Here is a 13,698-nt window from a genome sequence, read left to right as displayed (position 1 = left end):
GGGCGTCCCATCAGAAAGGGCACATTGTCGCGTCTTTCGGTTCCGCAAGTAATGAAATCACGATCGCAGCGCTGGCCCTTTGGTCGATTTCGAAAGGAAAAAGGCTGGCTTGGTCGCGAAAAGTCGACAAGTGCAGGTGTCGGGATCTTTTTCAGCAGATCCTGGCCGAATGCCAGACGTTCTTGACCGTCATGTAATTCTCAAGGCCTTCGGTTCCGCCTTCCCGACCATAGCCACTGGATTTCACGCCCCCAAAGGGCGTTTCCGGCATGGATGCTTCAAGTGTGTTGATCGAGAGATTGCCGACCTCGACCTCGTCGATCAGACGGTCGATGTAATCCGCCCGATTGGTGAAAGCGTACCCCGCCAGCCCGTAGGGAACTGAATTCGCCAGAGCGATCGCCTCATCCAGCGAAGCCACCGGGTTGATCACCGCAACCGGTCCAAACGGCTCTTCGCGCATGATCCGCGCCGCTTTAGGAACGTTCAATAACACCGTGGGTTCAAAGAAATATCCCCGCTCACCCAGCCGCGATCCACCTGTGGCAAGCGTTGCGCCCTGCGCCACTGCGTCTTCAACCAGCTCTGACAAGGCTGGCACGCGCCGGTCGTTGGCCGTTGGGCCCATTTCAACGGTTGCGTCAAGCCCATTGCCGACAACTGTGGCCTTGGCCCTCGCAACAAATCCGGCCGCATAGGCGTCAAAAATGCTCTCATGCGCGAAGAAACGGGTTGGGGATGTGCAGACCTGACCGGCATTGCGCATTTTGCGGACCGCGCCTGAAACGGCCGCCGATTGCACATCCGTATCTTCGCAAACGATGACCGGCGCGTGGCCACCCAACTCCATAAGCACTCGGGTGTCGTGCCGGGCCGCCAAAGTGGTTAAATGACGCCCGACGGTTGTCGATCCGGTGAAGGCCACCAAGCGAACGGGGTCCTGCGGGATCAGATGACCGGATATCTCGGATGGTTCACCGAACACCAAATTCAGAACCCCTGCCGGCAGACCGGCATCTTCGAACGCTTTTGCTATGTGCAAGGCGCCGGCAGGCGTTTCTTCTGCCGCTTTCAGGATCACTGAACAGCCCGAGGCCAAAGCACCCGCGATTTTCCGGGCAGGTTGGCTCATGGGGAAGTTCCACGGCGAAAATGCCGCGACAACGCCGACAGGCTGGTGATGAACTGCAAATTTGTGACCCTGCGCCGCCGGAATGATCCTGCCATAGGTCCGCATCGCCTCGCCCGCGTCCCATTCAAAGAACTCGGCGCCGCGAATGACCTCCAGCCGGGCCTGCTTCAAAGGCTTGCCATGCTCCAGAGTAATGGAATGCGCGATTTCTTCCTGCCGCTGACGCATGAGGGCTGCCGCCCGCAGGATCGTATCCGCGCGTTCCCGCGGCGATGTGCGGCGCCACAGTCGAAAGCCTTCGACGGCCGCTTGCAGCGCGTCGTCCAGGTCTTTCGCCGATGCGCAAGGCAACCGACCGAGTTCTTCCTCGGTTGCCGGGTTGACAACCGGGATATCGCGCCCGGTTTTTCGCCACGTGCCGCCAATGAACAGCCTGAGCTCTGGATACATGAAACTGGCGCCTCCATTTGCCTTGATTTTTGATCGCGCGATGCCTCGCATGAGTTCAAGCGCATTGCGCGAATACGGATATCAAATTGGCGGATATCTGGTCTGTCTGCTCTGCGCCGCCCGATGCAGGGCCGTTTTGAAAGCGCGCCCAGCGGGCGACAGATCGTCGTCGGCGCGGAAAGACACTCCAATTGGTCCCTGCCCGAACGGAACCTCCCAGGTGAGCTGGGCAAGATGGTTGTTTTCGATATCCTGGACGACGACTTCGGCTGGCATAAGGCCGATCAGGTCGCGGGATTGCAGCAGCGCCCGGTTCGTCAGGTAGGACACGGATTCAATGGCGACCGGTGGCACGTATTGCTGCTGGCCGACGAAAAAATGATCCGCCTGACGTCGCAACGTGGTCTCTTGCGGGGGAAGAATCCAGCCAAACGGCTTGGTTTGCGCAAAGGTCACGGCGTCCCGCTCAGCAAGCGGGTGTTGAGGGCCGACAATGGCCAATATCCGATCCTCGAACAATTTTTCCTGTCGAATCTTGTCGCGATGCCGGTGCGACGGCAGGCGTCCTACAACCATGTCGATCTCACCCGACAGCAGCCGGGGCATGAGCACCTCGTTTGTCCCTTCGCTGATCTTGACCGCAACGTTCGGGCGGTCTTCCAGCAGCAGTTCAATGGCGGCAGGTAGCAGGCTGGTTGACGCCGCAAGCAGTGTTCCCACCACGACACGGCCGGAATTTCCTTCGTTCAGGTCGTCCAGTTCCTGCGCGGCATTGGAAACCTGAGCAAATATCAGTTTCCCGTGACGTATGAGAGTTTCGCCAAAAACCGTTGGCACAACGCCTCGGTTGGTGCGCGTGAACAGCTTGACTTCGAAATCCAGTTCAAGATCCTGAATCATCTTGGTTGCCGCTGGCTGAGATATTCCCAGCTCACGCGCAGCATTCTGAATGTTTCCATGCGCGCCAACTGCAACCAGCAGACGCAGCTGCCGCAGCTTCAGGCGGGTCAAGGCGCGGTCAACGATGCGAGAGTGACGCCCAACCATGGCTACAGCACAATCGGCTTGCACAGCTGATCCAGCTTGGACAGCACACTCATGGCCGCAAGCGCCGAGCTTCGCGGGTTGTCGGGCAGCGCGGTACCGCTGATCCGGAACTGAAACGTGCCGAAATCGCCCTCGGCCTCGACCTCGTGAATGTTCTTGTGGATCGTCGGATCGGCGATCAGACGAACCTGTGTGTTATCGAACCCCACGCCCGCCAAGGCCACGGCGGCGGCGACATTTGCGTTCTTTGGGTAAGCCAGCGCCGCCTCTCTTGCGGAACCTTGAAAATGGGTTTCAGCCGCGGTGATATTGCCGAGGTCAAGACTGTGTTCGGCAAGGGATCCCTTCCACCCCGCCGGCGGCTTGCGCCCCACATATGTGACGGATTTGAGCGGCCCGACCGCTGCGGCGCTGAGACAGTCCAGCCCACCTATGGCACCGCTTGCCAGATGCAGCCGCGCCCCGCCCTTTCGCGCGGCCCTGTCCAGCCGATCACTGACCTGCTGATCCGCAAGTGCGCCGGCAGAGACACTGATGATATCCAGCCCTCGTGCCAGAATGTCCGGACCCAAACCGGCCAGTGCCTCGTGCCCCGCGCAATCCAGAACCATTTCGATTCCGGCCGGCAGGTCACCAACCGAACCAATTGACTTGGGCGATTTTGGATCAACGCGGTGTGGTCTGACCAGAATGGCTGCCAACTCATGCCCATGTTCTGGCAACATGCGCTGCACAAACTGCGCGATTGCGCCGGTTCCGATGACTGCGATCTTCATGTCTGGACCCTAGACCAGCATTGAAAAAATCTGAATTGGTAAGTTTGTGGTATATTTTTTTCAGATATCCATTTCCCTGAAATGGCACTGGACCGACCCGCCTGGTGTGTTTTGTTCCTGTTGAAGCCACGGGGACCACGTTGGAAATGAAATACTCAAAACACGACGCGAAGGCCTATGCCCGCGAACATATGACTGGAATATGGGCAGCGGCACTGAACCCGTTCAATGATGACCTGTCTCTGGATGAATCGGGAATGCGCGCCAACATCCGCCATTGGATCGACGATCTGGACATCCAGGGCCTTTTCGTCGCCGGCAAACAGGGCGAGTTCTTTTCGATGAGCATCGAAGAGCGCAAGCGCAACTTCGAAATTGCCGTTGATGAATGCGCAGGCAAAGCCGGTGTCATCGTCTCGGTCTCGGACCAGAACATGAATACGGCCTTGGACCTGGCGCATCACGCACAGAATTGCGGCGCGGATTACATCGTTCTGCACGCGCCGGTTCTAAGCTTTGTGCAGGATCGCGGAGAGGTTTTGTACCAGTACTACAAGCGTTTTTGTGACGAACTGGATATCGGCATCGCCATGTGGAGCCATCCAGACAGTGGCTATTTGATGCAGCCCGAAGAATGCGCCCGCATTGCGGACTTACCCAATATCGTTGCGATAAAATACTCGGTCCCGCGTGAGATGTACGTGAAGCTGACCCACATGGTGGGCGACAGGATCCATGTCTCGACCTCGGCCGAACATGAATGGCTGGACAACATATTGGAACTGGACTGGAAGTTGTATCTCTGCTCGTCCCCGCCCTATCAGCTGCAAAGCAAGGTTGATCAGCGGATGAACGAATACACGCGTCTGGCCTTTGCGGGAAAGGCCGATGAAGCGCGGCGTGTCTTTGACAGTCTGAACCCGGTCCGCGACGCGATGAAACGCGCGCGCCCTGCGGGCAAACCCACTGCATTCGGAAAGTACTGGCAAGAGTTGCTGGGTCAGGTCGGTGGCCGTGTACGCCCGCCGATGCTGGAACTGACCGAAGCGGAAAAAGCGATCATTCGCAAAGCGTTCGACGAATGCGGGCTGCGCGTCTGAGCTGGGTGAGGCCGGGCAGTATAAGGAAATCGGATAGCGAGATGCTGATAATTTCTTTGCGGTCATGCAAAAACGCGCCAAACTTTCAGGGATAGGGAGTGGGACATGTCAAAACTGAAAGCGTTCAACTTTAAGGCCTGGATCGACGAGCATCGCCATCTGCTCAAACCGCCCGTAGGGAATCGTCAGGTTTGGGAAGACGCCGATCTGATGGTCACCGTTGTGGGTGGCCCGAACAAGCGAACCGATTACCACGATGACCCGGTGGAAGAATTCTTCTACCAGCTTGAAGGCGACATGGTGCTGAAAATCTATGACGGAGAGGAGTTCTATGATGTTCCGATCCGTGAGGGCGAGGTTTTTCTGCTGCCTCCGCATGTACGCCATTCGCCACAGCGCCCTCAGGAAGGTTCGATCGGGCTTGTGATTGAACCCAAGCGCCAGACCGGAGAGCTGGACGCCATCGAATGGTATTGCTTTGAATGCGGATCACTGGTGCATCGAGCGGAAATGCAGCTAAAGTCCATCGTTGATGACCTGCCTCCGGTTTATCAGAAGTTCTATGCCTCGGAACAAGACCGCACCTGTCCCAATTGTCAGGCTGTGCACCCGGGAAAGGAACCGCCCGAGGGCTGGGTCACGTTGTAAAACAAGATCAAACAGGGGAAGTAATGAGACATTTCGCAAAAATCGCCGCCTCTGCGGCTGCGTTGGCACTGGCGTCTGTTGCCGCTCACGCCGAAGAGTTTCGGTTGGGTCTGATCACGCCGCCACCGCATATCTGGACCAAAGCCGCCGAAGCGTTTGGGGCCGAGTTGAATGAGGCCAGTGGTGGTGCGCATTCGGTATCGGTCTTCCCGGCCCGCCAGTTGGGGAACGAGGCAGAAATGCTGCAACAATTGCAGACCGGCGCGTTGGACATGGCTTTCATGACGGTGGCCGAGGTTTCCAACCGCGCGCCCGAGTTGGGGGCGTTCTATGCGCCCTATCTGGCAGATGACATTGGGCACGCGGGGCGCATCCTGCGATCCGATACGGCCAAGTCCATGCTGGAACCCTTGCCGGGGCAGGTTGGTGTCGTTGGACTGGGATATGGGATGGCAGGATTGCGCCAGATCGTCAGCCGGGGCGAGGTTTCCTCCGCCGAAGATCTATCAGGCCTGAAACTGCGTATCACACCCTTCACACCGATTCTGGATTTCTACAACGCGGTGGGGGCAGCACCCACGCCCATGCCCTTGCCTGCCGTCTATGATGCGCTGGCCAATGGTCAGGTTGACGCCATCGACATGGATGCCGAGCTGATCTGGGTTCTGAAATATTATGAACACGCCGACACGATCGTGCAGTCGGATCACATGATGTTCCCGATGGTCGGGCTGGTATCGGCCAAGGTCTGGGCTGGTTTGTCCGAAGAAGACCGCGCGATGATCGCGGAACTCATGGCCAAGCATGTGGACAGCACCATTGATGCCTACGTCGAAAACGATGCCAAATGGCTGGAGCAGATCGAGGGCACTGGCAAAGCCTACAAAAAGGTCGATGCCTCGTTCTTTGGCGACGCGATCGAAGAGTGGAACGGGATCTGGTCCCAGAAGACCTCTTCCCTTGACGCTTTGCGGCAGACTGCGGCAGAAACAAAATAACGAAAACGGCATGACGAAAGGGGCGCAGCTCGATCCTGCGCCCTTTTTCACGGGAGAACAGCGATGTTGTATCGGCTGTCGGCAGGCTTGGCGCGGGTCGAGTTGTGGTGCGCTGCCTTTCTGGCAGTCTGCATTACGATTCTGATCTTGTTGAATGTCGTAACGCGAACGGCGGGCAACGCCCTGTTCTGGGTTGATGAGCTGGCGATCTACGCGATGGTCTGGATGACCTTTCTGGGCGCGTCTTCCGCATTGCACCATCGCAGTTCTGTGTCGATCTCCATCGTTTCCGACAACGTGCCCGAACGCGCGAAACCATTGATCCGCAAGGGTGTGGACGTGGTCGTGTTTGCTTTTTCCTTTGCGATGCTGTGGTTCTGCTGGCGCTGGTTCCTTCCGCTGGACATCGCCAGCAGCGGATTTGACGTGGCGGCGTTTCAAGGTCAGACATTCAATTTCATCTACGCCGAGCCAACGCTGACCCTGGGCCTGCCAAAGTACCTGTTCTGGTTGGTGATGTGGCTTTTCGCAGTGGGCGCGACGCTGCATTCCACCATGCATCTGCTGAGCGCCCCGGGCAAAGGGGCACAGCCATGAGCCCCATCGTCTTTCTGGCCACTTTACTTCTGTCCGTGCCCGTGGCGATCGTGCTGGCGATCACGGCCATCTGGTACATCTGGGAAAGCGGCAACACGGTTCTTTATGACAGCTTCGCGCAGAAAATGTTCGGCGGTCTTGAGAATTACGGCCTGCTGGCAATTCCTCTGTTCATGTTGACCGGAGAATTGATGAACGAAGGCGGCATGACCCGGCGCCTTGTCGCGCTGGCCCGGGTGTTTGTCGGCGGGTTTCGCGGCGGGCTGGCCTATATCAACTTGCTGGCAAACATGTTCATGGCGGCCATCATCGGGTCTGCGACGGCGCAGATCGCGGTGATGTCGCGCGCCATGGTCCCCGCGATGGAGGAGGAGGGCTATGACAAGGGTTTCGCCGCTGCCACGACGGCCGCGGGCGGGCTGCTGGCTCCGGTCATCCCGCCGTCGATGATGTTTGTCATCTTCGGTGTTCTGGCTCAGATCCCGATTGGTGACATGTTCATTGCAGGAATCCTGCCCGGTTTGATCCTTGCCGGGGCGTTTGCATCGGTCATCACCCTGATCGGGTGGTGGCAGAGCTTTCCGAAAGGGCATTGGATGACGCGTGCCGAAGCCGTCCAGGCCTTGATCAGCGCGGCCCCTGCCCTGCTGATTCCGATGTCGATCATAGGCGGCATTCTGTTCGGGATCGCCACACCGACCGAATCCGCTGCAATCGCGTCCCTGATCGCGTTTCTGGTAGGCTGGTTGGTTTACGGGGACCTGAAGCCGAGCAACCTGGCACAGATGTTCAAACGCACGGCGGCCAATGCGTCGATGATCCTGTTCATGATCGCGGCCGCCAGCGTGTTCGGCTGGGTCATCATCTATGAGGAAATACCGCAGCAACTGGCTAGGTTAATCACCTCGGTCACCTCGGACCCGTTCGTGTTCCTGCTGATCGTTAACCTTGCGCTTTTGCTGGTTGGAATGGTGATCGATGGCATCGCCGCGATCATCCTGATCACTCCGATCCTGCTGCCGATTGCAACCGGTTCATACGATATCAGCCCCTATCAGTTCGGCATTGTTGCCTGCCTGAACCTTGTGCTTGGGCTGCTGACGCCCCCGGTCGGGATCGGATTGTACATCGCCTCGTCCATGAGCGGCACATCGCCCGGTTCAATCCTGAAATCGCTTTGGCCTTTCCTGATCGCAGTAACTTTGGTGTTGCTTCTGCTCAGCTATTACCCAAGCCTGTCAACGCTGCTGATCTGAACCAGATACGTTTGCAGGCGCATTCCGTCGCAGACATGGTGCCGGAAATCACGCTCTACTTGTTTGCGCCCGTAAGCTAAGCTGGCCTGAACATGCCAACTGGTCACAAAAAGGACAATCATGCTGCTCGACACTCCGATCTGCGATTTCGGTTGGGAAGCCCCGGACTTCACGCTCAAGGACCCGAACGGTCAGGCCTTCAAGATGTCCGATAACCTGCAAAACGGGTTGCTGATCGCCTTCATCTGCAATCATTGCCCCTATGTCAAAACGATCACGGACCGGCTTGCCCAGGACACGGACCTGCTGATGTCCAAGGGGATCGGCGTGTTGGCGGTCATGTCGAACGACTATCGCGATTACGCCGAAGATTCGCCGCCAAACATGTTGGAATTCGCACGGCAGAACGGCTTCAACTTTCCATATCTCGTGGACGAGGATCAATCCGTAGGAAAGGCTTATGGTGCTGTTTGCACTCCGGATTTCTTCGGATTGAATGCGGATGGAAAGTTGCAGTACCGGGGCCGTCTGGACAATCTGGGCCGCGGCCAGACAGGCAAGCGCGAACCAGAACTGGTCAATGCGATGCTGCAAATTGCCGAGACCGGGCAAGGCCCCCAGGACCAGATTCCATCAATGGGATGTTCGATCAAATGGACCCGAGGCTAGGCCATGGAGATCACGTCACTGGATCATGTCAACCTCCGCACCACGCGTTTGGACGAGATGATCGATTGGTACTGCAACTTGCTGGGGATGCGGGTCGGGCCACGCCCGCCCTTCCCTTTTCCCGGAGCCTGGCTTTATGTCGAAGAAAACGCTTTCGTGCATCTGGTCGGTGTCGAGGCCGAGGCCACGGGTTCGGACGCAGACCTAAAGCTTGAGCATTTCGCTTTTTCGGCGACAGGGTTGGATCGGTTCGAAGCGCATCTTAAAACAAATGGCGTCTCCTATCGCCGTGTAGAACTGACGGCGATCGACACCGTTCAGTTGAACGTCTGGGATCCGGACGGCAATCACATTCACATCGATTTTCGGACCGACGAATAGAGATGGCAGGCTCCGATACAGTTTCGTGCAATGAAATTTCCTCACCCTTAAATTGAACACTTGACCGGAATTCGCGGGTCGTCCTTGATAGAACTGTGTTTTCCCGGACTATGCCCGGGGCTGGTCCTTTTAACCATAGGGAAATGGGGAATGCTTGGATCCGCCTGGTTGCGGTCATGCATGGTGGTCAAATGGCTGACATTGATGAATGGCTGATCCGAAACGGCTTGTCCAAATATGTCGATGCCTTCTCCCGGCACGAGGTCGAACTGGGTGATCTGCCGGAACTGAGCGACGATGACCTTGTCACGATCGGCCTGCCCCTTGGACCCAGACGCCGCTTTCTGAAAGCAATACGGGATGAAACCGGGCAGGCTGCGGGATCACATCGCGCGCATCAAGAACCCAACATCATTGCAGAGCGCAGACAGCTGACGGTCATGTTCATTGATCTTGTTGGATCGACGGCGATATCGCAAAAGCTGGATCCTGAAGATCTGGCCGAGGTTCTGAGGCTGTTCAAAGAGACCTGCGCCGCTGCTGTCGCCGCTTTTGACGGGCATATCGCCAGTTACTATGGCGACGGTATCATGGTGTTTTTTGGCTTTCCGCATGCGCATGAAGACGACCCGGAACGCGCCATTCATGCAGGTCTTCGGATCGTTCGGGAAATTCCGGAACTCCGCACGCATGCACATCTTGAAGTCCGCATAGGGATCGCGACCGGCCTGGTTGTCGTCGGTGACCTGCGTGGAGAGAAGATGTTCGAGGATGGCACCGCCATGGGCGAGACCCCGAACCTGGCCGCACGGCTTCAATCGATGGCTGATCCAGGGACAATGATCGTCGCGCCGACGACGCGGGAACTGGCGGGTGATGCGTTCGAATATGTGCGCCGGGGCACGTTTCAATTGAAAGGCTTTGCCAAAGAGGTCGAAGCCTGGCAAGTCACCGGCACGCGCCAGACTCTCAGCCGTTTTCTTGCGGCAGACGACGCCCGGATGAGTTCATTGGTCGGGCGCGCGCAGGAGCATGAAACCCTTCAAAGCAAGTGGAAGCTGGCCCGTCAGGGTCAAGGTCAGGTGGTGCTGGTCTCGGGCGAGGCGGGCATAGGAAAGTCCAGGCTGATCGAAGAGCTTCGCCGCACGATCCCGGACGCAAAACACCGACAGCTTCGATTTCAGTGTTCGCCCTTTCATGACGCAAGCGCGTTGTATCCGATCATTCGCCAGCTTGAAAACGCGGCCGAACTGCGGGCCGGTGACAGTACGGACAATAAATTGAACAAGATCCACGGCGTTCTGGGCGATCCTTCTGAAGGGTCACTGAAACTGGCTGCGGCACTGTTGTCGGTCCCGTTTGAAGACAGGCTTGGCCCGCTGGACTTGACCCCTGAGCAGATCATGAAGCAGACGCTGGACATGCTGGTCAACCATGTGATCGGCATGGCGCAGGAAACCCCGACCCTGTTGCTGTTTGAAGATGCACATTGGATCGATCCAACGACAAAGACTCTGCTTGATCAGCTTGTAACCCGGATAGAGGACGCGCGCCTGCTGATGGTCATGAGCTATCGGACAGGCTTTGATCCGGGTTGGCCACAATCACGCAACCTGATGCACGTCGCGCTTCAACAACTGGATTTCGCGCAGGTCAAAGAGATCGTGAACGATGTTGCCAAGGGCAAGACCGTCCCGGACGAAGTTCACCATCTGATTGCCGCCAGATCCAACGGTGTCCCGCTGTTCGTAGAAGAGGTGACGAAGGATCTGCTGGAATCCGATCTTCTGACCGAACGCGCCGACGCCTATACGATCGACCGGTCCACGCCATCAGCCACTGTGCCGAAGACACTGCATGATGCCTTGATGGCTCGTCTTGATCGACTGAGCTCGGCCAAGGAAGTGGCACAGATCGGCGCTGTCATTGGCCCGCAATTCTCTTATCCGATGATTGCAAGCGTGTCCCGTTTTGATGAACGGGCGTTGCGTTCCGGTCTGGATTTGCTGGTGGATGCCGGGATCGTGTTCGTTTCAGACTCAGAGCCCGAGGAAACGTTCAGTTATCGTCACGCTCTCATTCGCGACACCGCTTACAACAGCCTGCTGAAACGCGAGAGGCGAACGCTGCATGCGCGTGTGGTCCAAGCACTGAACTCTGCCTCGTTGCACGAAAATTCTGCCGGTCCGGAAATTCTGGCTCATCACTACACGATGGCAGATATGCCGGAAGAAGCGATAGAACACTGGTATCTGGCCGGGCAACGTGCCGTTGAACGCTCGGCCGGGATTGAAGCAGCCACTCAGCTGGGGCGTGCGTTGGCGTTGCTTGAACAGCAGGAAGACTCGGTTGACCGCGACCGCATGGAAACCAAGATCCAGACCTTGCGGGCCGGCGTTCTGCGCTCGACCGCTGGCATCGCGGCCGATGAAACGGGGGCGGTGTATGCCCGGATCCGCGACCTGTGCAATCGGCTGGGCGAAACCGAACAATTATTCCCTGTGCTCAATGGTCTCTATGCGTATCATCTGGTCCGCGGCGAATACGACCTTGCCAAGGACGTCGCGGCGCAGTTGCTGGACCTGTCCAAGCTGACCGACGAAACGCATCACATAATGATTGCCCATCGGGCCATGGGTGCCGTCTTGTTGCATATCGGGCAGCAGGACGCCGCCTATGCACATCTGCGACAAGCGTTGCACTTGTATGATCCTCAGCAGCACAGCCGTCTTGCCTATGTCTACGGCACGGATCATGCTGCCATTACATCCTGCTTCCTGAGCATGACGGTCTGGTTGCGCGGAGAACCCGACCGCGCGCTCGAGATCCAGCATCAGGCGATCTCGGCGGCGCAGAAACTCAATCACGCTCATAGCCTGGCACAGACGCTGACATATCTGTGTATGTTGCACCTGTTGCGGCGTGAACCTGAACAGGTTTACGACGTTGCCGCGCGCCTTGAGGAACTGGCAACCAAACACACCTTCCCCTTCATGACACTGACGGCGAATGTCTGGCGGTGTTGGGCGGACGCGCAGATCAAGCCAGGCCCGGAAACGATCCGAGCAATGCGCGACGCGTCCGAAGCCTGGTGGGCCAGCGGGGCCGGAAACTACAAACCGGTGTTCCTGACGGCCCTTGCCGAAGCTTCATTGAAGGCGAACGACCCGAAGGCGGCTCAGCGCCTGCTGGATGAAGCCCGTGAACAGCAGGTTCTGACCAATGAAGCCTGGACTCAGCCCGAGACGGATCGGATACAGGCGTTGGTGCGCTCCATGGGCACTGCCGCAGACGATCTGTTCACGGAGGCTCTGGAAACCGCACGCAAACAACAGGCAAGAATGTTCGAACTGCGCACAGCGGTGGATTACGTGCAAACCTGCGACCGCTTTGGCTGCTCACCGGCCTCGCTGCCGGATCTTGGAAAGATTCTGGCTATGATCGTTGGCGGCGCGCAGACCCGCGATGTCGCGCGGGCCATGTCTTTGCTCAATCAATCGAAAGTGTCGTAGAGTACTTACCCGGCCAGTTCTGCGGGCAACACCTTTCCGTTCATCCTGTCGCCCCGCAGGACCAAAGGCGAAATGCTGCGCTGTTTCAACTCGGTTGCAACTCGTCCTGGTATCCGAACAACGCAGGTTGACCACCCGTGTGCAGCAAAACAACTTTCTGACCTTTTTTGATGATGCCTTGTTCAAGCAGTCCAAGAAGCCCCGCAAAGGTTTTGGCAGAATAAACAGGGTCAAGAAAGATGCCTTCGGAGCGCGCCATCAGGGTCAACGCCTCGCGGGTTGCTCGACCGACCCGCCCATATCCGGGTGCCAAAGCGCCGTCCCAGGTACAGATGTCTTCCATGACCAAAGCAGGGTCGAAACCCATCATGGTCGCCAATCGCCTCAGGACCTTTTGCAGACGCGTGTGCTGCTGGTTCTGATCGCGACGCACGCATATGCCGTAGACCGGCGCAGTCTGTCCGACCAAACGCAATCCGGCCAGGAACCCACCATGGGTTGCCCCGCTTCCAGACGGCACCACTGCGGCGTCGAAATCGCTGATCTGAGTATGCAACTCGGCCGCCCCCGCCACATAGCCCAATGCCCCCAGCGGAGGGTGATCGATGCCCAGATGGATCACGTATGGTTTTCGACCCATAGCAACCAGATCCTCGGCACGTTCGTGAAGAGCGCCGTCAGCGCCCGCCTCGTCCTCACCCCTGGGATAGCCAATATGTTCCGCCCCCAGAAGCTGTGCCAGAAGAACATTTCCGGATCGATGGTAGTATTCGCCCATATTCGTCACGCGGTCCTCCAATTGAAGAACGGATGACATTCCCAGCTTTGCCGCCGCAGCTGCCGCAGTGCGCACGAAATTGGATTGCACGGCACCTGTGATCAGGATGGTGTCCGCCCGCTGCCTCAGCGCCTCGCCCATATAAAATTCCAGCTGGCGGGTCTTGTTTCCGCCGAAGCTGAGCCCGGTCAGGTCGTCGCGCTTGATCCACAGGTCCAGCCCCAGTTGGTCAGAAAGACGCTCAAGCCGTTCGACCGGTGTGACCGATGTCATCAACCTTGCGCGGGGATAGTTTGAAAGCGCTACGTCTATCATGGACCAGGTGCCCTTCATTTTCATGCAAAAGACTCGTGC

General features: G+C 57.7%; 12 protein-coding genes. 8 read left to right on the top strand and 4 right to left on the bottom strand.

The features are described from left to right. Window positions 1-151: 151 nt before the first annotated feature. The 3 genes from GS611_RS11995 to GS611_RS11985 form a co-directional block, all read right to left on the bottom strand. The gene (locus tag GS611_RS11995) at window positions 152-1,582 is read right to left on the bottom strand and encodes an NAD-dependent succinate-semialdehyde dehydrogenase (protein ID WP_171635935.1); all 1,431 of its coding nucleotides are present in this window, start codon (window positions 1,580-1,582) and stop codon (window positions 152-154) included. 81 nt (window positions 1,583-1,663) lie between these two features. Then, a complete protein-coding gene (locus GS611_RS11990) occupies window positions 1,664-2,629 on the bottom strand; it encodes a LysR substrate-binding domain-containing protein (RefSeq protein WP_171635933.1) in 966 nt (321 codons plus the stop codon). Window positions 2,630-2,631: 2 nt separating this feature from the next. Then, a complete protein-coding gene (locus GS611_RS11985; protein WP_171635931.1) occupies window positions 2,632-3,405 on the bottom strand; it encodes an aspartate dehydrogenase in 774 nt (257 codons plus the stop codon). A gap of 146 nt (window positions 3,406-3,551) precedes the next feature. Here GS611_RS11985 and GS611_RS11980 point away from each other — a divergent pair, with 146 nt between their 5' ends. From GS611_RS11980 to GS611_RS11945, 8 genes are all read left to right on the top strand, one after another. Next, on the top strand, window positions 3,552-4,505 hold the full coding sequence (locus tag GS611_RS11980; RefSeq protein ID WP_171635928.1) for a dihydrodipicolinate synthase family protein: 954 nt from the start codon (window positions 3,552-3,554) through the stop codon (window positions 4,503-4,505). Between the two features lie 105 nt (window positions 4,506-4,610). Further along, the gene (locus tag GS611_RS11975; RefSeq protein WP_152460347.1) at window positions 4,611-5,153 is read left to right on the top strand and encodes a 3-hydroxyanthranilate 3,4-dioxygenase; all 543 of its coding nucleotides are present in this window, start codon (window positions 4,611-4,613) and stop codon (window positions 5,151-5,153) included. A gap of 23 nt (window positions 5,154-5,176) precedes the next feature. Then, on the top strand, window positions 5,177-6,151 hold the full coding sequence (locus GS611_RS11970) for a TRAP transporter substrate-binding protein (protein WP_171169737.1): 975 nt from the start codon (window positions 5,177-5,179) through the stop codon (window positions 6,149-6,151). Between the two features lie 63 nt (window positions 6,152-6,214). Then, window positions 6,215-6,748, top strand: a complete 534-nt coding sequence (locus GS611_RS11965; RefSeq protein WP_171635926.1) for a TRAP transporter small permease — start codon at window positions 6,215-6,217, stop codon at window positions 6,746-6,748. Continuing rightward, window positions 6,745-8,004 carry a TRAP transporter large permease gene (locus tag GS611_RS11960; RefSeq protein WP_171635924.1) on the top strand — a complete coding sequence of 420 codons (1,260 nt, stop codon included), beginning with the start codon at window positions 6,745-6,747 and terminating at the stop codon, window positions 8,002-8,004. The genes GS611_RS11965 and GS611_RS11960 overlap by 4 nt, the downstream gene beginning before the upstream one ends. 120 nt (window positions 8,005-8,124) lie before the next feature. After that, the gene (locus GS611_RS11955; RefSeq protein WP_171635922.1) at window positions 8,125-8,673 is read left to right on the top strand and encodes a thioredoxin family protein; all 549 of its coding nucleotides are present in this window, start codon (window positions 8,125-8,127) and stop codon (window positions 8,671-8,673) included. A gap of 3 nt (window positions 8,674-8,676) precedes the next feature. Then, window positions 8,677-9,054 carry a VOC family protein gene (locus GS611_RS11950; RefSeq protein WP_171635920.1) on the top strand — a complete coding sequence of 126 codons (378 nt, stop codon included), beginning with the start codon at window positions 8,677-8,679 and terminating at the stop codon, window positions 9,052-9,054. A gap of 191 nt (window positions 9,055-9,245) precedes the next feature. Then, window positions 9,246-12,566, top strand: a complete 3,321-nt coding sequence (locus GS611_RS11945; protein ID WP_253285010.1) for an AAA family ATPase — start codon at window positions 9,246-9,248, stop codon at window positions 12,564-12,566. An 85-nt stretch (window positions 12,567-12,651) separates the two neighbouring features. Here the strand turns inward: GS611_RS11945 and GS611_RS11940 are convergent, their stop codons facing one another. Further along, a complete protein-coding gene (locus GS611_RS11940) occupies window positions 12,652-13,659 on the bottom strand; it encodes a D-cysteine desulfhydrase family protein (RefSeq protein WP_171635917.1) in 1,008 nt (335 codons plus the stop codon). Window positions 13,660-13,698: the final 39 nt, after the last annotated feature.

The sequence above is a fragment of the Ruegeria sp. HKCCD6119 genome (assembly GCF_013110585.1).
Taxonomy (GTDB): domain Bacteria; phylum Pseudomonadota; class Alphaproteobacteria; order Rhodobacterales; family Rhodobacteraceae; genus Ruegeria.
This window is presented reverse-complemented; position numbering and strand designations above follow the sequence as displayed.